Genomic DNA, 18954 nt, shown 5'->3' with positions numbered 1-18954 from the left:
TGTGTTTGCTCGCACGAACATCATCAACCAAATCGGCGTTCTTGTTTCTATGTTTCCCGGGATTCCGTGAAGAACCATAAAAAAGCCCCGCTTTTGAGGGCGGGGCCTTTTACTAAAGAAGCTACAAGTTAGATAACTTGTACTTCTTCAGCTTGCATGCCTTTCTGACCGCGGGTAGCGATGAAAGAAACCTGTTGGCCTTCTTTCAGGCTTTTGAAGCCGTCGGATTGGATAGCTTTGAAGTGAACGAACAGGTCGTCACCGGATTGTGGGGTGATGAAGCCGAAGCCTTTTTCATCGTTGAACCACTTAACGGTACCGGTTTGGCGATTAGACATGGTGTAACTCCTTGAACAAAGATAACTGCGACTCAGGAAGAACCCTGGCCGAGACTGAGTGCAAAGAGCAGGAAAAATTCTTGTAGATGGTTGGATCGAAATTCAACATATCGTGTAGAGATTCTCAGTGACACAAGCAGCACAGTGGCGCCACCTTAACCCTTTTTCCGGAACGTGCCAATGCTTCTTGCGAAGGTTTCTCTGTTTTAGGGATCGACGGTGTGACGGTTCGTCGCCAGGCCGCGTAATTCCTGCACGTTCGGCGAGAATTGCACCCCGGACTTTGAACCCGGCGGCGCGCCCGGTAAGATGCCGGACAGATTTTTTCCACCTCGCTATTCAGGACACCCGCCATGAGCATCAAATCGGACAAGTGGATTCGCCGCATGGCGCAGGAACACGGCATGATCGAGCCGTTCGTCGAGCGCCAGGTACGTGGCAGCGACGACAGCCGGGTGATCTCCTACGGTGTGTCGAGCTACGGCTACGATGTGCGTTGCACCAATCATTTCAAGGTGTTCACCAACATCAACTCGGCCATCGTCGATCCGAAAAACTTCGACGCCGGCAGCTTCGTCGACGTCCACAGCGACGTCTGCATCATTCCACCGAACTCCTTCGCCCTGGCCACGACCGTTGAATACTTCCGTATTCCACGCAATGTTCTGACCATCTGCCTGGGCAAGAGCACTTACGCCCGTTGCGGCATCATCGTCAACGTCACCCCGCTGGAACCCGAGTGGGAAGGCCAGGTGACCCTGGAGTTCTCCAACACCACCAACCTGCCGGCGAAGATCTACGCCAACGAAGGTGTGGCGCAGATGCTGTTCCTCGAATCCGACGAAGAATGCGAAGTCTCCTACAAGGACCGTGCCGGCAAGTACCAGGGCCAGCGTGGCGTGACCCTGCCGCGCACCTGATCCGTCCATCCGACAGTTACCGGGAATTCTTCGGCGGGTAGACACTCTATGAAGTGTACTGCCCGTTTCGCGAACAGCGGGACGGGCCCTCGCCGAGGAGTGCTCCATGAAGATCGATCCGCAAATCACTGCCGAACTGGCAAGGCTCGAGCCCAATCAGGTTGGCGTAATGGCCTGGTCGTTGTTGGCACACCCACCCATCACCACGGCCGGCGGAATCCCTCACCAGCCCGATCCCGATACCCCCAACGAAGAACCGAGCGAGCCCGGCGAACCGACCTTGCCGGACAAACCGCCCCCCGCGCCCGTCGCTTGATTGAACGTATGGCTCGTCGGCTGAATCCTTAAGAGGATCTCAGCCGACGGGCCATATTTCGTTGTCGCCAATGACAAAGATCCGACAGCTGTCTTCCTTCTCCACTGGAAAACCACCGGTGAAGGCCCCGAACGCCGGCAACAGGCTGACGTGTTCTCCCAGCCTGAAACACGCCAGCCGCAAACGCTGGCGCCCCTTGCCGATCAATCGATAAACCGGATGAACGTGGCCTGCCAGGACGTGCCTTTCAGGGTGTGGATCGGGCTCGTGTTGCAGCGAGAAGGGCCCGAGCAGCAAGGGTTCCGGCACCACGCGAATGTTCAGCGCTCCCGGTGGATCGCCCGCCCGCTGGTCGTGATTGCCGCGAATCAATGTCATCGGCAGGTCGGCATGACGCGCCCGCCACTGTGCCAGTGCCTGTAAGGTGCCGGGTGCGTGGGAGCCGGGCCCGTGCAGGAAATCCCCCAGAAAGATCAGTTGCCGACATGGCAGCTTTGCCAGCAGTTGGTCGATCGCGGCGATGTTGCTCGTCGTGGTGCCCTGCGGTACCGGCTGGCCCAGTCGGCGATAAGCGGCAGCCTTGCCGAAATGCACATCGGCCATCAGCAGCGCCTGTTGCGCTGGCCAGTACAGCGCCTTTTCCGGCAGCAACCAGAGTTCTTCGCCCGCCAGACGTACGGGATAGGGCGCGTTCATCACGATTGGCCCTTGTCAGCGGTGTTCTCCAGATCGCCGACCATACGCCGGATGCGGTCAGCGAGTTTTTCCGAGCTCATGCTTTCGCGCATGCGTTCCACCAGCAGCGGAAAGCCGAGCGGTGTCGGACGTTTGATCAGGTGCATATCGAGTTTCATCCGGTTGATTCGCTCCAGTGTCTGTTCCAGTCGTCGAATATCCAGTTCTTCCCGTAAGACTTCTTCCCCGGCCTGCGCCAGCAGCAGGTTGTCGGCGTCGTATTGTTTGAACACTTCGAAGAACAGCCCGCTGGAAGCCTGGACCTGACGGGTACTTTTCGGCGCGCCGGGGTAGCCGGCGAACACCAGTCCGGCAATCCGCGCGATTTCCCGAAAGCGTCGCAGCGCCAGTTCGCCCGCGTTAAGGCTGGCCAGCACATCCCTCAACAGACCCTTGGGGCTGAGCAGGGCGCGATCCAGTTGCCAGGACCAGTCGATGGGCGTGGCGCTGAGCAATTCCAGTCCGTAATCGTTGACCGCAATCGAGAAGGTCACAGGCACGCGCTGACTGACCCGCCACGCCAGCAGACTGGCCAGCCCCAGATGCACCTGACGTCCGGCAAACGGGTAGAGGAAAAGGTGCCAGCCTTCGCGGGATTTCAGCTCTTCGGCCAGCAGATTGTTGGCGGTCGGCAGACCTGACCAGCGCATCTGCGTTTCCAGCAACGGCTGCAAGGCCTGCATTTCCGGGCCGGCAAACTCGCCTTGTGCCGCCGCGTTGAAGCGGCTGACCACGGCTTCGGCCAATTCGTTGGAAAGTGGCATGCGCCCGCCATTCCAGCGCGGCACGGCGGGTTTTTTCGCGGTGCTGCGTTTGACGTAAGCGGTCATGTTTTCCACCCGCACCAACTCCAGCAAGCGCCCGCCAAACAGAAACCCGTCGCCGGGTTTGAGGCGCGCGATAAAGCCTTCTTCAACGCTGCCCAGTTGTTTGCCGCCACCGCCCTTGCTCCAGAACTTCAGATGAATGCTGGCATCGCTGACGATGGTGCCGATGCTCATCCGATGGCGACGCGCCAGCCGGGCATCGGGGACGCGCCAGATGCCGTGTTCATCCGGCTCGACCCGGCGGTAATCCGGGTACGCCGTCAGCGACATCCCGCCGTGGCGTACGAAGGCCAGCGCCCAGGCCCATTCGGCGGGTGTCAGGTCGCGGTAGGCCCAGGCGCCACGGACTTCTTCGTACAGCTCATCGGGAACAAAGCCACCGCCCAAGGCGATGCTGACCAAATGCTGCACCAGCACATCCAGCGGTTTGTGCGGTGACCGTCGCGGTTCGATCCGCCGCTGTGCCACGGCATCGCGAGCGGCTGCGGCTTCGATCAGTTCCAGGCTGTGGGTCGGCACCAGGGTCACCCGCGACGTTCTGCCTGGAGCATGGCCCGAACGCCCCGCACGCTGCATCAACCGCGCCACGCCTTTGGCCGAGCCAATCTGCAGCACTCGCTCCACCGGCAGAAAGTCCACCCCCAGATCCAGACTTGAAGTGCAGACCACGGCTTTGAGTTGACCGTTCTTAAGGGCCTGTTCCACCCAGTCGCGGGTGTCACGGGACAGCGAACTGTGGTGCAGGGCGATCAACCCGGCCCAGTCCGGCCGCGCGTCCAGCAAGGCCTGATACCAGATTTCCGATTGCGCCCGGGTATTGGTGAACACCAGGCTGCTGGCGCAGGCGTCCAGTTCGGCGACCACCTGCGGCAACATCTTCAGACCGATGTGCCCGGCCCAGGGAAAACGCTCGATGGCCGGTGGGAGCAAGCTATCGACCTTGAGCGATTTTTCGCTTTGCCCCTGAATACTGAGGCCACCGCCCTGTGGGATCAGCACCTGTTCGGCGTGGGACTGATTGCCGAGCGTCGCGGAAACGCCCCAGACGATCAGCCCCGGATGCCAGCGGCGCAACCGGGCGAGGGCCAGTTGCAATTGCACGCCGCGCTTGTTGCCGAGCAATTCGTGCCACTCGTCCACCACGACCATGCGCAGCGTCGACAGCGCCGTTTGCGCGTCGGCGCGGGCAAGCATCAGGGTCAGGCTCTCCGGGGTGGTGATCAGTGTGGTGGGCAGGCGCCGGTTCTGGCGGGCGCGTTCGCTGCTGCCGGTGTCGCCGGTGCGCAAGCCGACGCTCCAGGGAATCTGCAGATCGTCCAGCGGCGCTTGCAGGGCGCGCGCGGTGTCGGCGGCCAGCGCCCGCATCGGCGTGATCCACAAGACCGTCAGCGGTTCGGCGGGTGGTTTGCGTTTGCGGGCGGTTTCAGCAACAGGCCCGGAGCGGGCAAAGCGATTGAGCGCGGCAAACCACACCGCGTAGGTTTTGCCGGCGCCGGTGCTCGCATGCAGCAGGCCGGATTCGCCACGTTTGGCCGCCGCCCACACCTGTTTCTGAAAGGCGAACGGCTTCCAGTCGCGGGCGCTGAACCAGTGTTTGGCGAAGTCGGTGGAAGTGCCCATGCCGGCGACGTGTGCTCTGAAGGTGTTCCTTCAATGACCGCGCCGGCCGGGCAATAGTTTTACTTGAGATTACCGCTGAGAAATTGCTTCAGGCGTTCGCTCTTCGGATTGCCCAGCACCTCTTCCGGCGCGCCTTCTTCCTCCACCAGCCCCTGATGCAGGAACAGCACCTGGCTTGAGACCTTGCGCGCAAAACTCATCTCATGAGTGACCATGATCATGGTCCGGCCTTCCTCGGCCAGGCCCTGAATCACCTTGAGCACTTCGCCGACCAGTTCCGGGTCCAGCGCCGAAGTCGGTTCGTCGAACAGCAGGACTTCCGGCTCCATCGCCAGGGCCCGGGCGATGGCCACGCGCTGTTGCTGACCGCCGGAGAGAAACGCCGGGTACTGATCGGCCACCCGTGTCGGCAGACCGACCTTTTCCAGATAACGCCGGGCGCGGTCGTCGGCTTCCTGTTTACTGCAACCCAGCACCCGGCGTGGGGCCATGGTGATGTTTTCCAGCACGGTCATGTGGCTCCACAGGTTGAAGTGCTGGAACACCATCGCCAGGCGGGTGCGCAGGCGTTGCAGTTCATTGGGGTCGGCGACGTGCATGCCGTGGCGGTCGGTGGCCATGCGGATCGCCTGGCCATCGAGGCTCATCGCGCCGTCGTTGGGTTGTTCGAGAAAGTTGATGCAGCGCAAAAAGGTGCTTTTGCCCGAGCCGCTGGCGCCGATCAGGCTGATCACGTCGCCGGTCCTGGCCTTGAGCGAGACGCCCTTGAGCACCTGATGGTCGCCATAGCTTTTGTGCAGGCCTTCAACGGTCAATTTGTACATGGGGCAGGCATCCTCAAGGCGAAAGTAGATAGCCGCTGCGATAGGCTTCGGCGCCCGCGACGTGGGCGATCACCATGCCGGCCGTGGCCATGCGCCGCAACGAGCGGGCATAGAGCAGACCGGAAGCGGTGCAATGGACTGGCGTGACCCGGTCAGTGATCGGGTCGATGATTTCGGCAATTTTCTGCCCGGCCTCAAGAAGCTGGCCGGGCGTGGCGGTGTAGACCAGCAGGCCGCCGACGGGAGTGGCCACCGGTTCCACGCCGGCCAGCGGTGTGGCGGGACGTGGCAGCGTCGGCAAGGCTTTGGGTTCGCCGACGATGGCACCGAAATGGATCAGGTAATCGATCAGTGCCTGGCAATCGCGACTGGCCAGCGGATGGGTGACATCCCCCTGACCGCGCAACTCGACGGTGACCGAGAAACTGCCGAGCGGAATCTCGAAGTGTTCGCCGAAGCGCTCCTTCAGTTGCCACCACAGCAGGGTGAAACACTCGTCGAACGACTGGCCGCCGGAGTCGGTGGCCAGCAGACTCGCCTGTGACTCAATGTAGCGCGCCAGGGGCTCGACCTGCGGCCAGGCCTCAGGCGTGGTGTACAGGTGAACCACGGATTCGAAATCGCAATGCAGGTCGAGCACCATGTCCGCATCGCAGGCCAGCCGTTGCAGGGTCAGGCGCTGGGATTGCAGTTGGGTGCCGGCGGTCTGGCGGGCGAGGGCGTTGCGCAGGCTGGCGCGGATCAGTTCGAGGTTGCGCTGCGGGTCGTCGCACAGCTGCGCTTCGATTTCGTTACCGATTTCCTCGCTGAGGTCGACGAACCAGCGGTTGAAGTTCTGTCCGCTCTCCAGCTCGTAGCGGCCCAGCGGCACATCCATCAGCACCTGTTCGAGGCCGACCGGGTTGGCCACCGGCACCAAGACGATTTCGCTGCGCAGGCGGCCGGCGGCTTCCAGCTCCGCCAGACGCAGCTTGAGGTGCCAGGCCACGAGCATGCCGGGCAGTTCGTCGGCGTGCAGCGAGGACTGGATATAGACCTTGCCCTGGGCCTTGTCCGGGCCGAAATGAAAGCTGTGGATCTGTCGTGCGGTCCCCGGCAGCGGGGCCAGCAGGTCGTGTATCTGATGACGCATCTCTGAAGGATCCTAGTGGGTCGGGCCGAGGAACGCCAGCCATCGGCGTTCGGCGAGACGGAACAGGCCGACCAGCGCAAAGGTGATGGTCAGGTAGATCAGCGCGGCGATGCCGAACGACTGGAAAGTCAGGAAGGTCGCCGAGTTGGCGTCCCGCGCGACTTTCAGGATGTCGGGGATGGTCGCGGTGAAGGCCACGGTGGTCGAATGCAGCATCAGGATCACTTCGTTGCTGTAGTAAGGCAACGAACGGCGCAGCGCCGACGGCATGATCACGTAGGCATACAGCTTCCAGCCGGTCAGCCCGTAGGCCTTGGCTGCTTCGACTTCGCCGTGGTTCATGCTGCGGATCGCCCCGGCGAAAATCTCCGTGGTGTAGGCGCAGGTGTTGAGGGCGAAAGCCAGGATCGTGCAGTTCATCGCATCGCGAAAGAAACTGTCGAGCAGCGGTTGCGCGCGCACGGCCTCCAGGCTGTAGATCCCGGTGTAGCAGATCAGCAGCTGGATATAGAGCGGCGTGCCACGGAACAGGTAGGTGTAGAACTGCACCGGCCAGCGAATGTAGAAGTGCGGCGAGACCCGGGCGATCGACAGCGGAATCGACACGATGAAACCGATGAAGATCGAGGCGCTGAGCAGCCACATCGTCATCGCCAGACCGGTGATGTTCTGGCCGTCGGTATACAGAAAGGCTTTCCAGTATTCCTGCAGGAGTTCGATCATCGTACGGCCTCCCGGGCACCGGCGGCGTAGCGGCGTTCGAGCCAGCGCAGGATGATGTTCGAGGCACTGGTGATCAGCAGGTAAATCAACGCGGCGAGCACCAGAAAGTAAAACAGTTGATAGGTGCTTTTACCGGCGTCCTGCGCGGCCTTGACCAGATCGGCCAGGCCGATGATCGAGACCAGCGCGGTGGCCTTGAGCATCACCATCCAGTTGTTGCCGATGCCCGGCAGGGCGAAACGCATCATTTGCGGGAACACCACGAAGCGAAAGCGCTGGCCGCGCTTGAGGCCATAGGCGGTGGCGGCTTCGACCTGCCCGCGCGGCACGGCAAGAATCGCCCCGCGAAAGGTTTCAGTGAAGTACGCGCCATAAATGAAGCCCAGGGTCAGAACCCCGGCGCTGAACGGGTCGATCTCGATGTATTCCCATTCCAGGTAGTCGGTGAGCGTCGTCAGCCAGGTTTGCAGGCTGTAGAAGATCAGCAGCATCAGCACCAGGTCCGGCACCCCGCGAATCAGCGTGGTGTAGATCTGGGCGGGCAGGCGCAGCAGTTTGACTTTTGACAGCTTGGCACTGGCGCCGAGCAGACCGAGCAACACGGCCACCAGCAGCGACAACGCCGACAATTTGATGGTCATCCAGGTGCCTTCCAACAGCAAAGGGCCAAAACCCTTGAGGCTGAAGGCGGAGAGCCCCAGATTTTGTAAGAGGTTTTCGAACATAAATCAGCAACCTGACTGAATGAAAAAGGCGCCCATCGAGGATGGGCGCCGGGGCATTATTTGCCGCTGTACAGATTCAGATCGCCAAAGTGTTTCTTTTGAATCTCGGCGTATTTGCCGTCATCGTGTAACGCTTTGATACCTTTATCCAAAAGCGCTTTCAGCTCGGTGTTACCTTTCTTAATACCGACAGCCGTCTTGGATGGCAGCAAGTGGTTGTCGACTGGCTTGCTGACTTCATAGTCGGCGCCCTGCGGCGACTTCAGAAAGCCCAGTTCGGCCTGCAACATGTCCTGAATGCCCGCGTCGAGACGGCCGGACGTCAGGTCGGAATACACCTGGTCCTGATTCTGATAGGCCTGGGTTTTCACGCCGGCCTTGTCCAGCACGGCTTTGGCATAGGCCTCTTGAATGGTGCCTTGCTCGTAGCCGACGGTTTTGCCTTTCAGCGAGGCGACGTCGTCGGTGATGCCCGAGCCTTTTTTCGACACGTAGGCGGTCGGGCCGGAAAACAGCTCGCTGGAGAAGTCGATGACTTTTTCGCGGGCTTCGGTGACGGTCATCGACGAGATCACGCCGTCGAATTTATTGGCCTTGAGGCCCGGAATCATGCCGTCGAAGTCGCTTTCGACCCATTTGCACTTGACCTTCAGCTCGGCGCAGATCGCGTTGCCCAGATCGATGTCGAAGCCAACCAGGCTACCGTCTGCCGCTTTCGACTCGAACGGTGCGTAGGAAGGGTCAACGCCAAACCGCAGTTCTTTGTATTCCTTGGCCAGCGCGGAGCCGGCGGCCATGCACAACGCCAGTGCAGAAAGGGTCAGCAATGCTTTTTTCATTATTCAATCCCTAAGAACCAATATGAGCGCTTGTGGCGCGGAATGATTGTTACTGGAGCGCTTACGACTTATAGAAAGTAGCAATTTCCGAACCAGAGTCCCGAACAAGTGTTTTAAAAGGTGTAGGAAGTGCATGCCGGGGCCGGTCAGTGCACGAAAACGGGCGCGCCGGAAAAGCTGCACCAGGATGGTTCGGGGGATCGTTCGTGGGGCAAGAATGATCATTCCCGCGCTGCGCGTGGGAATGCTCGGGGAGGCGTGGGGGAAGGGGTCAGACCAACAGGTTCTGCAAGGTCGCCAGGCTGTCGGCCTCTTCGATGGTCTTGTCCTGGCGCCAGCGCAACATGCGCGGGAAGCGTACGGCGATGCCGCTCTTGTGTCGGCGGGAGAGGGCGATGCCTTCGAAGCCCAGTTCGAACACCAGACTTGGCGTCACGCTACTGACCGGGCCGAATTTTTCCACGGTGGTCTTGCGCACGATGCTGTCGACTTCGCGCATTTGCGCATCGGTCAGCCCGGAATAGGCCTTGGCGAAGGGCACCAGCGCCCGGGCACTGGAACCGGGCGGGCCGTCCCACACCGCAAAGGTGTAATCGCTGTAAAGACTGGCACGCCGACCGTGACCGCGCTGGGCGTAGATCAACACCGCGTCGACGCTGAACGGGTCGACCTTCCATTTCCACCACACGCCCATGTCCTTGGTGCGGCCGACGCCATACATGGCATCCTTCGCCTTGAGCATCATGCCTTCGACCCCCAGGCGCCGGGAGGCTTCGCGCTGGCGGGCGAGGTCGAACCAGTCGTCACCCGTCAGGATCGGCGACGGCAGCAGCACCGGGTTGTTGCAGCGGGCGATGACCTGTTCCAGTTGCTCACGACGCCTGGCCTGGGGCTGGTTGCGCCAGTCTTCGCCCTGCCATTCGAGCAGGTCGTAGGCGAGTACCACCACCGGCGCATCTTCGAGGATTTTGCGGTCCAGTGACTTGCGACCGATCCGTTGCTGCAACAGCGCGAAGGGTTGCACCGCCGGGGCGTCTGTCGACTGCGGATCGAACGCGTCTTCGGTGACCGGGCGCTGGTTTTTCCAGACCACGATTTCGCCGTCGATCACCGTACCGTCGGGCAAGCCGTGCAGCAGCGTGTCGAATTCGGGAAAACGCTCGGTCACCAGCTCTTCGCCCCGGGACCAGACCCACAGTTTCCCGTCACGCTTGACCACCTGCGCGCGAATGCCATCCCACTTCCATTCCACCTGCCAGTTACTGGCCGGCCCGAGCAACGCGTCGAAGGTTTCCACCGGTTGCGCCAGCGCGTGGGCGAGGAAGAACGGGTAGGGCTGGCCGCCGCGTTGAGCGTGTTCGTCACTGGATTCGGGGGCGATCAGTTTCAGGTAAGCGGCGGCGGTCGGCCGGTTGGACAGGTCGGTGTAGCCCACCAGTCGTTGCGCCACGCGTTTGCTGTCGAGCCCGGCCATGGCGGCCAGGGCGCGGGTCACCAACAGTTTGGACACGCCGACCCGGAAACTGCCGGTGATCAACTTGATGCACAGCATCACGCTCGGCCGATCCAGTTGCGCCCACAGAGCGGGCAATTGGTGGGCGAGGTATTCCGGGGTTTCGCCGCGCAGGGGCAGCAGTTTGTCTTCGATCCATTCGGCAAGCCCGGCCTCGGACGTGTGCGGATGTTCCGGCAGCACCAGTGAAATGGTTTCCGCCAGATCGCCGACCGCCTGATAGCTCTCCTCGAACAGCCATGGCTCTAGTCCGGACGTTTCAACCGCGAGCTCGCGCAGGACTCTCACCGGAACCAGTTGCCGCGGCCGCCCGCCGGACAAAAAGTACACCGCCCATGCGGCATCCTGCGGTTGCGCCTGGGCGAAGTAGGTTTGCATGGCCGCCAGTTTGGCGTTGCTGGAGGTGGTGGCGTCGAGTTCGGCATACAACCCGGCGAAGTCTTTCATGGTTGCACCTCGGCAACGGCGGGCGTGGCGGTGGAAAGCTCTTCTTCATCGTCACCGTATTCGGTGTTGAAACCTTGTGCATCCAGGCCTTGTTCGCGCAGATGCCGCACCAGCACGCCAATCGAGCCGTGGGTGACCATCACCCGCTCGGCGCCGGTCTGTTCGATAGCCCATAAAAGACCGGGCCAGTCGGCGTGATCCGAGAGCACGAAGCCGCGATCCACGCCGCGCCGCCGACGGGTACCGCGCAGGCGCATCCAGCCGCTGGCGAAGCTGTCGCTGTAATCGCCGAAACGGCGCATCCAACTGCTGCCGCCGGCCGAGGGCGGGGCGATGACCAGCGCCTGGCGCATCATCGGGTCGTTCTTTTTCACCTCGCCGGCGTAGATCGTTGGCGGCAGGTAGACACCGGCCTCGCGGTACACACGGTTCAGCGGCTCGACCGCACCGTGGCTGAGGATCGGCCCGAGGGTTTCGTCGATGCCGTGGAGAATCCGCTGGGCCTTGCCGAACGAATAGCAGAACAGCACGCTGGCCTTGCCGGCCTCGATGTTGGCCTGCCACCACTGATTGATCTCGGCGAACACCTGCGCCTGCGGCTGCCAGCGGTAAATCGGCAGGCCGAAGGTCGATTCGGTGATGAAGGTGTGGCAGCGCACCGGTTCGAACGGCGCGCAGGTGCCATCGGGTTCGATCTTGTAGTCGCCGGAGGCGACCCAGACTTCGCCGCCGTACTCCAGCCGCACTTGGGCCGAGCCGAGCACATGACCGGCGGGATGAAAGCTCAGGGTGACGCCGTGGTGGGTCAGGCGCTGGCCGTAGTCGAGGGTTTGCAGGTTGATGTCCTGGCCCAGGCGCGCACGCAGAATCCCTTCGCCGGCGCTGGCGGCCAGGTAATGCTGATTGCCGCCACGGGCATGGTCGCCGTGGGCATGGGTGATCACCGAGCGCTCGACGGGCCGCCACGGGTCAATGTAGAAGTCCCCGGCAGGGCAGTAGAGGCCTTCGGGGCGGGCGATAACAAGGTCCATGGCGTTACCGGAATGGAGGGACTTGTTAGCTATGAGGTTGGCGCGAAGTCAGAAGTTCTATTGATTTTCTGAACTGTCGCATGATCGTTCCCACGCGGACGGTTCGACGCCTCGACGTGGGAACGATCAACTGGGGGGGATTACTTGCCGGGGGTAAGGGTCAGCCGCGTCTTGCCATACACCCGATCAAAGTTCTGCGGCTGCATCGGCAAGCCGATGTACTGGCCCTTGAGCCACGGATCGATGCTGTTCAGGTAGTTCGGGCTCACCGGATTCCCGGATTGCCCTGTACCGTTCTGGCCCATCAGCGGCTCGCTCTGACCGAAGTCGACGATGAAACGCATCGACGGCGCACGCGTGGTGCTGAAATCCTGGCCCCAGGCAAACGCCGCCGTATTCAGAGTGGTGTGGTCGCCGCCCGCCACGAACGGGCCGCGAACGGTCTGACCGCTGGCATTCTTCCACTCGTAGCGGTGCAGCTTGCCCCACTGCCAGGCCCGGCGGTCGCCGCCCAGTTGACTGTCGCCGGCACTGATCGCAGCCGCCAGGCTGCGGGCGAGGATCGCCGGTTTGTCTTCTTTTTGCGGGGTACGGGCGTCGTCCCAGAACGGACTGTCTTCGCGGCCCAGCAGGTGATCGGCCTGGGCGGCGTAGGACAGATCGCCATTGGCGATAAACGCTTTCCACGCCGGGCTGCTTTGCGGGCCGAGCTCGTCGAGGAAGATCTGCTTCATGCTTTCCTGCAGGAACAGCTCGTAGATCGCCGCGTCGGCGGACGTCGGGCTGAGCTTGCCGTCGAAGGCCATCAAGCGGGTGTAGGCTTCGCGTGCCTTGGCCCGTTCGGCGTCCGGCAGGGCTTCAATCGCCTGTTTCAGCGGCTGCGCCATGCCCGGGGCTTCGAACATTTTCTTCAGTTTGGCGGCGAAGGTGGTGGTCTGGTCGTACTGCATGGCGATCACGCTGCGACCGTCGTGCTTGCCGCTGCCGGCCAGTTCGGCCAGGCGCTCGCCACGTTCCGGCGCTGCCCAGGAATTGGACAGTTGCATGCCGTAGCCATGGGGAATGACTCGCTGGTTGGCGGTGCCGAGCCAGCCCTGGGCCGGATCCTGATCGTAGGGGTGCAGCATCGGGTCGGCGTAACCGTCCCAGTCGTAGCGACCTTCCCAGCCCGGCGACGGCAGCAAACCTTCACCTTCACGGCGGTTGGGGAAGCGACCGGTGACTTGCCAGCCAATGTTGCTGGCGTCGGCGAACACCAGGTTCAGCGCAATGGCGCGTATTTCCCGGCTGGCGTCCGAGGCGCGTTCCATGTTCTGGGCGCGGCTCAGATCGAAAAACGCATCGAGGGATTTGTCGTCGGTGAAGCTCGGCGTCTGCAAGGCCAGGCCGAAACCCATGCCCTGAGCGGCGGCCTGCGTACTGTTGAGCAGCGCGCCATGGCGGGTTTCATACACCGCTTCGCGAATCGGCCGCTGGCCTTTGATGAAGTAGGTCTCGTTGCGCACGCCCAGTGGCTGCCATTTGCCGTTGACCTCGTAGGACAACGTGCTGCCCTGACGACGGAGTTTTTCCAGGAACAGGTCCTGGTTGTCGCCGAGCACGCTGGTCAGGCTCCACGCCACCTTGCCGTTGAAACCGCCGAGCACCATCGGCAGACCGGCCACGGTCACGCCGGCAGCCTGGTATTTGGGTGCGCGAACCTGCACGAAACTCCACAGCGACGGCGCGGCCAGCGGGCCATGGCTGTCGCTGGCCAGCAGGCTCTTGCCGCTGCGGCTGCGTTGCGGGGCGATGGCCCAGTTGTTCGACGACTGAGTGCCCAGCAGGTTGATGGCGGCCAGTTGTTCGCTGGCATTGCTCAGTTCCGTCAGCCCCGGAATCTGCCCGTTGAGCTTGATGCCCTGCAGCTTGTCGGCCTCGGCCACCGGCAGGTTTTCGTCGGGGGCGGAAGGGGTCAGCCAGGCGAGCTTGTCGGTGGTGACAGTCTGCGCCAGCACCAGCGAGGCGATTTCTTCCGGCAGGTTGGCCGACTGGCTGAAGTTCAGCAGGCAGAAGATCAGCGCCGAATCTTCCGGTTTCCAGTATTCAGGCTTGTAGCCGCTGGAAGCCAGATCCCCCGGCAGTTTGTCGGCGTAGCGGAACAGGTAGGCGTTGACGCCCCGGGCATAGACTTCGAAGAAGCGCTTGAGCCGTGGCGACGAAGCCTTGTACAGCTCACCGGCGCTTTTCTTCAGGTTGACGGCGCGCATGTAGCGGTCGGCGTCGAGCATCGACGCGCCGGACATTTCCGCCAGACGGCCCTGAGCCAGCAGGCGCAGGGTGACCATCTGATTGATGCGGTCGCTGGCGTGCACGTAGCCAAGGGCGAACAGTGCGTCGTGGAAGCTGTTGCTTTCGATCAGCGGCATGCCCATGGCATTGCGGCGTACCGAAACGTTCTGCGCCAGGCCCTTGAGCGGCTGTACACCGGAGGTCGGCGGGAGGGTGTCCTGGGCGTTCCAGGTCTGACAACCGGCCAGGCTCAGAACACCGGTCACTGCTGCGGCAACGCCGAACCGGGGAAGAAAATGTGAAAGGGCTGGCGAGGCCATGGCAAAGCTCCTGCGGGGGTGTAGAGGCTGGGGGGCGCAATAAAGCCGCTACGTTAGTGAGCAGGAGGGGGCCGCGCAAGCGGGGCAAGCGGTTATTTCTTCCCGCTCACGCAGATCGTTCCCACGCTTTGCGTGGCAATGCAGCCCGGGCCGCTCTGCGGCCCATTTCCACGCGGACGGTTCGACGCCTCTGCATGGGAACGATCAAGGCCGGTCAGGACTTCGGCGGATTGATCTTCTGCACCAGCGCGTAGGCCTTCACGGTCGCCGGGCGATCCTTGATGTGGTTGAACCAGCGCTGCACATTCGGGAAGTCTTCCAGATTCTGGCTCTGCCATTTGTGCGAGACGATCCACGGGTAGATCGCCATGTCGGCGATGCTGTATTCGCTGCCGGCGACGAACTCGTTGTTGGCCAGTTGCTTGTCCAGCACTCCGTACAGACGCGCGGTTTCATCGATGTAGCGCTTGATCGCGTAGGGGATTTTTTCCGGGGCGAACTGGCTGAAGTGATGGTTCTGCCCGGCCATCGGCCCGAGCCCGCCCATTTGCCAGAACAGCCATTGCAGCGCCACCTGGCGGCCACGCAGGTCCTTGGGCAGGAACTTGCCGGTCTTTTCCGCGAGGTACAGCAAGATTGCGCCGGACTCGAACAGCGACAAGGGCTCGCCGCCGTCGGCCGGCTCATGATCGACGATCGCCGGGATGCGGTTGTTCGGGGCGATGTTCAGAAAGTGCGGCTGGAATTGCTCGCCCTGGCTGATGTTGATCGGGTGTACGTCATAGCGCAGGCCCGCCTCTTCGAGGAACAGGGAAATCTTGTGGCCGTTGGGCGTGGTCCAGTAATACAGGTCGATCATGGAAAGCTCCAAATCAGGAAAATGGCTTACGTGCGGACAGCAAACGCCGGCTTCAGGTTGTCCTGTGTGCGTTCGATAGCTTGCTTCGTCACAGGAGGTGATGCTCAAGTACGGGAAATTCAATGACCCCGCGTGAGAAAAATCGCCATGGAGCTCAAGGCCAACGCTGCACTGATCGTCATCGACCAGCAAAAAGGCATTCTGGAACCGCGTCTGGGGCGGCGGAACAATCCGTCGGCTGAAGAGCGGATCCTTGAGCTGCTGAGCTTTTGGCGGCGCAGTGGGCGGCCGGTGATCCACGTGCAGCACCTGTCGCGCTCACCCGATTCGGTGTTCTGGCCGGAGCAGGAAGGGGTGGAGTTTCAGGACAGGTTTTTGCCGCAGGACGGCGAGTGGCTGATCCAGAAACAGGTGCCGGATGCCTTTTGTGCCACAGGGCTTGAGGCGAAGTTGCGTGAGGCGGGGATCGAGCAGTTGATCATTGTCGGCGTGGCGACGAACAACTCGGTGGAGTCCACGGCGCGCACGGCGGGCAATCTGGGGTTTGAGGCGTGGGTAGCGGAGGATGCGTGCTTTACCTTCGACAAGGCCGACTATTTTGGCACGTTGCGTTCGGCGCAAGAGGTGCATGCCATGTCGCTGGGGAATCTGCACGGGGAGTATGCGACGGTGGTCGGCACCGGGCACATTCTGGCGGCAGGCTGAAAAGCTTCCGGTGAATGGGCCGGTCCCTTCGCGAGCAAGCCCGCTCCCACATTCGACCGTATTCCGTTTGACGGAATGCAATCAAATCTGGGAGCGGGCTTGCTCGCGAAGGCGGTGTCTCAGGCGAAGAAAATAATTGCCCGAAACATCAAGCGCCGTGGCACTTTTTGAATTTCTTGCCGTTGCCGCATGGGCAAGGGTCGTTGCGGCCAACGTCTTTCAGGGCATTGCGCACCGGCTCCTGGTGGGCGTGGCCGCAGTTCGGGCCGTGGACATGGCCATGGTCGTGATCATGGTGGTGATGGTCATGATCGTGGTTGCAGTCAGGGCCATGGACATGAGGTTGCTGGGTCATCGGGGTCACTCCGTAATCAAATCGGCGGGGATTATCACGCCATTGCGCGCCAGGTGCACGTAATGAGCGATGAATAAACCGGTTTCCATCTCGCCCTCGAGTCGATAGGGAATCTGCTGGTTCGGGTTTTTCAGCATTTTCACCACCTCTTTGACCTTCGGCCACAGGTTGGTACGGATTGGCACCTTGTAAAACGCACTGCTCTTTGGCTTCACGGTGATCCAGTGTTCGTGCTCGCCTTCGGCCAGCAGCAGGTCGGCGAGATGTATGCGGTATTCCAGGCCGCGCACGGTCAGGTCACTGTCATTGGGGTTGTCGATGCGAAAGTGCAGGATGAATTTCTGTTCCAGCAGCTTGGCGCGCACCACTTCGACGTTCACCAGGTGCACGGCGGGGTCGCGGGCGTCGTCGCTGAACCATGACGCACAACCGCCGAGCCCGAGAAACATGAGCAATGAGAAGAACCGAAATATGCGCCAATGACCGAGCATCGATTAACTCCCTTTGCTGCCCAGTCTAGCTTCCGCTGCCGAAATACCCCGCACAGCATTTCTTGAACTTCTGGCCGCTGGCGCACGGGCAGGCGTCGTTGCGGCCCAGCTTCAGTTGCACGGTCGGGTCGATGAAGTACCAGCGTCCGCTGTTCTGCACGAATGACGAGCGCTCGCGGTGGCTGTGTTCGCCCTGACCGTCATGCCAGCGTGCGGTGAAGGTGACGAACGCGTGTTCCGGCTGGCCACCGAGCACTTCCGAACTTTCCACGTCCAGGCCGAGCCAGGTGCTCTGGGCGCTCCAGTCGCTGATCGACTGGCGATCCAGCCCCGCTTGCTGGGCGGGCAGGGTGGTGGCCACCAGATAATCGATCAGGCCCAGCACATAGGCGCTGTAGCGCGAGCGCATCAGGGCTTCGGCGCACGGGGCCGGGTGGCCGGCGTGATAGTGACCGCAGCAGGCATCCAGCAGGTTGCCGCTGCCGCAGGGGCAAATGGCTGTACTCATGGCATTACCACCAGTATTTCCCGAAGTTTTCCGGATTGGCCCAGAATCGCGAGTTGAGCCAGTCGGGGACTTGTTTGTAGTCAAGCAGATCGTAGGTGAAGAGGGTCAGCACCTGTTCGTCGCGGGCGAAGCGTTCGCTGGCTTGCAGGGCCAGAGAGTAAAAGTCGGTTTCCTGCCAGCCGCTGGCCGGCAGATCCGCCAGCACCGCGATGCGGCTGGCGTTGAGGTTGCGGATCCCGCCCAACAGATTCAGGCCGTCACGCTTGGGCAAATGTTCCAGGCAATCGACCACCAGCGCCAGGTCGAAACGGCGCGCCGCCAATTCTGCCGGCAACGCACCGGGCGCGGCGTGCGCAACGCAGGTGTCCGGGTGCGCTTCTTTAAAGGCAGCCAGCGCCGGGAACTCGCTGGCGCCGATCAGCAGCAGACGTGCCGGGGCGTAGCGGTCGAGCAGGGCGGCCAATGCCTGCTGCGGCGTGCGGGAAGAAATGGCGACGTTCATCGAAGCTCCTCAATCAGAGCGCCAAGACTAGCCTGCCCGGACGCCAAGGCCTAGCTCTCTGTCCTGCGGGTTTGCGGCAAATTCTTCGAAATCCCGTGAACAGGTGCACAAACGGCAATGGCCTATTGCTGGCGGAGATTAAAACTCCGGTCTTTACTCCCTGAATCGGTTCTAAGCCGATCCCTCAGGAGAAAACTAGATGAGCATAGTTCGGACAGCATTACCCTTGGTTCTGCTAACCAGTGTGTTGACTGGTTGTGCAGGTTTGCAGAAAACCGACTGGCCGACCTGTGCGGCAGTCGGAGGTGTCGTCGGTGCGGGGCTCGGTGCGACCGAAAGCTCCGCATGGGCGGGGTATGGCGCGTTACTCGTCGGCGGTACGGCAGCGGCCTATTGCTGGGTTCACGGTGATGGCGACGAAGACGGCGATGGTGTGCCGGACAGTCGCGACAAGTGCCCGGGCACGCCTAAAGGCGTACAGGTCGATGCCGACGGCTGCCCTCCACCAGCCCCTGCACCAGTGGTCGAAGAAGCTGTAGTGGTCAAGGAAGAAACCATTGTCATCCGCGATGTTCACTTCCAGTTCGACAAGGCCACGCTGACCCCGGCCGACAAAATGGTCCTGGATAAAGTCGCTTCGCGCCTGAAACAGGAATCCAGTACCGCGCAATTGACCGTGACCGGCCACACCGACAGCGTCGGCAGCGATGCCTATAACCAGAAACTGTCGGATCGCCGTGCGCACTCGGTGGTCAAGTACCTGGTCGAAAGCGGCGTACCGCAAAGCAGCTTCGTGTCGGTGACCGGTGCCGGTGAAAGCCAGCCGGTGGCAGACAACAAAACGGCTGACGGTCGCGCGCTGAACCGTCGTACCGAAATCAAAATCAACCGCTAGCCCCCTCGCATCCGCGGCTTGTGCAGTCGCGGATGCGGGTCTTTACTCCTGTGTAACC

General features: G+C 61.8%; 20 protein-coding genes. 4 read left to right on the top strand and 16 right to left on the bottom strand.

Going from position 1 to position 18954, the window contains the following annotated elements:
* Nucleotides 1-128 precede the first annotated feature (128 nt).
* On the bottom strand, nt 129-338 hold the full coding sequence (locus tag ACKJSM_RS13360) for a cold-shock protein (protein WP_002554837.1): 210 nt from the start codon (nt 336-338) through the stop codon (nt 129-131).
* 353 nt (nt 339-691) lie between these two features.
* On the opposite strand from ACKJSM_RS13360, the gene dcd reads away from it, so the two are divergent.
* Nucleotides 692-1258, top strand: coding sequence for a dCTP deaminase (gene dcd, locus ACKJSM_RS13355; RefSeq protein ID WP_007954988.1), 567 nt, complete (start codon nt 692-694; stop codon nt 1256-1258).
* 106 nt (nt 1259-1364) lie between these two features.
* On the top strand, nt 1365-1574 hold the full coding sequence (locus ACKJSM_RS13350; protein WP_236178401.1) for a hypothetical protein: 210 nt from the start codon (nt 1365-1367) through the stop codon (nt 1572-1574).
* Between the two features lie 39 nt (nt 1575-1613).
* Here ACKJSM_RS13350 and pdeM read toward each other — a convergent pair whose 3' ends face one another.
* From pdeM to ACKJSM_RS13295, 11 genes are all read right to left on the bottom strand, one after another.
* On the bottom strand, nt 1614-2270 hold the full coding sequence (gene pdeM, locus ACKJSM_RS13345) for a ligase-associated DNA damage response endonuclease PdeM (protein WP_236178402.1): 657 nt from the start codon (nt 2268-2270) through the stop codon (nt 1614-1616).
* Nucleotides 2270-4756, bottom strand: a complete 2487-nt coding sequence (locus ACKJSM_RS13340) for a ligase-associated DNA damage response DEXH box helicase (protein WP_410237794.1) — start codon at nt 4754-4756, stop codon at nt 2270-2272. The genes pdeM and ACKJSM_RS13340 overlap by 1 nt, the downstream gene beginning before the upstream one ends.
* Nucleotides 4757-4815: 59 nt before the next feature.
* Nucleotides 4816-5580, bottom strand: a complete 765-nt coding sequence (locus ACKJSM_RS13335) for an ABC transporter ATP-binding protein (RefSeq protein ID WP_236178404.1) — start codon at nt 5578-5580, stop codon at nt 4816-4818.
* A gap of 13 nt (nt 5581-5593) precedes the next feature.
* Nucleotides 5594-6712, bottom strand: coding sequence for a succinylglutamate desuccinylase/aspartoacylase family protein (locus ACKJSM_RS13330; protein WP_410237792.1), 1119 nt, complete (start codon nt 6710-6712; stop codon nt 5594-5596).
* A gap of 12 nt (nt 6713-6724) precedes the next feature.
* Entirely contained in the window at nt 6725-7435 is a 711-nt protein-coding gene (locus ACKJSM_RS13325) for an ABC transporter permease (RefSeq protein WP_236178406.1), read from the bottom strand.
* Nucleotides 7432-8160, bottom strand: a complete 729-nt coding sequence (locus tag ACKJSM_RS13320) for an ABC transporter permease (protein ID WP_236178407.1) — start codon at nt 8158-8160, stop codon at nt 7432-7434. The genes ACKJSM_RS13325 and ACKJSM_RS13320 overlap by 4 nt, the downstream gene beginning before the upstream one ends.
* A gap of 56 nt (nt 8161-8216) precedes the next feature.
* A complete protein-coding gene (locus ACKJSM_RS13315; protein WP_236178408.1) occupies nt 8217-8999 on the bottom strand; it encodes a transporter substrate-binding domain-containing protein in 783 nt (260 codons plus the stop codon).
* A gap of 271 nt (nt 9000-9270) precedes the next feature.
* Nucleotides 9271-10959 carry an ATP-dependent DNA ligase gene (locus ACKJSM_RS13310; RefSeq protein WP_410237791.1) on the bottom strand — a complete coding sequence of 563 codons (1689 nt, stop codon included), beginning with the start codon at nt 10957-10959 and terminating at the stop codon, nt 9271-9273.
* Nucleotides 10956-11990, bottom strand: coding sequence for a ligase-associated DNA damage response exonuclease (locus tag ACKJSM_RS13305; protein ID WP_410237789.1), 1035 nt, complete (start codon nt 11988-11990; stop codon nt 10956-10958). The genes ACKJSM_RS13310 and ACKJSM_RS13305 overlap by 4 nt, the downstream gene beginning before the upstream one ends.
* Nucleotides 11991-12130: 140 nt before the next feature.
* Nucleotides 12131-14581: a penicillin acylase family protein gene (locus tag ACKJSM_RS13300; RefSeq protein WP_410237788.1), complete on the bottom strand. Its 2451-nt coding sequence runs from the start codon at nt 14579-14581 to the stop codon at nt 12131-12133.
* A 214-nt stretch (nt 14582-14795) separates the two neighbouring features.
* Nucleotides 14796-15440: a glutathione binding-like protein gene (locus tag ACKJSM_RS13295; RefSeq protein ID WP_410237786.1), complete on the bottom strand. Its 645-nt coding sequence runs from the start codon at nt 15438-15440 to the stop codon at nt 14796-14798.
* A 147-nt stretch (nt 15441-15587) separates the two neighbouring features.
* On the opposite strand from ACKJSM_RS13295, the gene ACKJSM_RS13290 reads away from it, so the two are divergent.
* The gene (locus ACKJSM_RS13290; RefSeq protein WP_410237784.1) at nt 15588-16145 is read left to right on the top strand and encodes a cysteine hydrolase family protein; all 558 of its coding nucleotides are present in this window, start codon (nt 15588-15590) and stop codon (nt 16143-16145) included.
* A 148-nt stretch (nt 16146-16293) separates the two neighbouring features.
* Here ACKJSM_RS13290 and ACKJSM_RS13285 read toward each other — a convergent pair whose 3' ends face one another.
* Genes ACKJSM_RS13285 through ACKJSM_RS13270 form a run of 4 tightly spaced genes read right to left on the bottom strand, consistent with a single transcriptional unit; the run spans nt 16294 to nt 18001 of the window.
* Entirely contained in the window at nt 16294-16500 is a 207-nt protein-coding gene (locus ACKJSM_RS13285) for an SEC-C metal-binding domain-containing protein (RefSeq protein ID WP_007955014.1), read from the bottom strand.
* A gap of 5 nt (nt 16501-16505) precedes the next feature.
* Nucleotides 16506-16991: an LEA type 2 family protein gene (locus ACKJSM_RS13280; RefSeq protein ID WP_410237782.1), complete on the bottom strand. Its 486-nt coding sequence runs from the start codon at nt 16989-16991 to the stop codon at nt 16506-16508.
* 25 nt (nt 16992-17016) lie between these two features.
* Complete coding sequence (locus ACKJSM_RS13275) at nt 17017-17499, bottom strand: YchJ family protein (protein WP_236178414.1); 483 nt, start codon at nt 17497-17499, stop codon at nt 17017-17019.
* A gap of 4 nt (nt 17500-17503) precedes the next feature.
* The gene (locus ACKJSM_RS13270; protein ID WP_011332778.1) at nt 17504-18001 is read right to left on the bottom strand and encodes a DUF6231 family protein; all 498 of its coding nucleotides are present in this window, start codon (nt 17999-18001) and stop codon (nt 17504-17506) included.
* Between the two features lie 199 nt (nt 18002-18200).
* Here ACKJSM_RS13270 and ACKJSM_RS13265 point away from each other — a divergent pair, with 199 nt between their 5' ends.
* Nucleotides 18201-18896, top strand: a complete 696-nt coding sequence (locus ACKJSM_RS13265; protein WP_236178415.1) for an OmpA family protein — start codon at nt 18201-18203, stop codon at nt 18894-18896.
* The last annotated feature ends 58 nt before the right edge of the window (nt 18897-18954 follow it).

It is taken from the genome of Pseudomonas sp. PHC1 (assembly GCF_046487845.1).
In the GTDB taxonomy this organism is placed as follows: domain Bacteria; phylum Pseudomonadota; class Gammaproteobacteria; order Pseudomonadales; family Pseudomonadaceae; genus Aquipseudomonas; species Aquipseudomonas sputi.
Note: the sequence above shows the minus strand (reverse complement) of the source record. Positions and strands in the feature narration are given on the sequence as shown.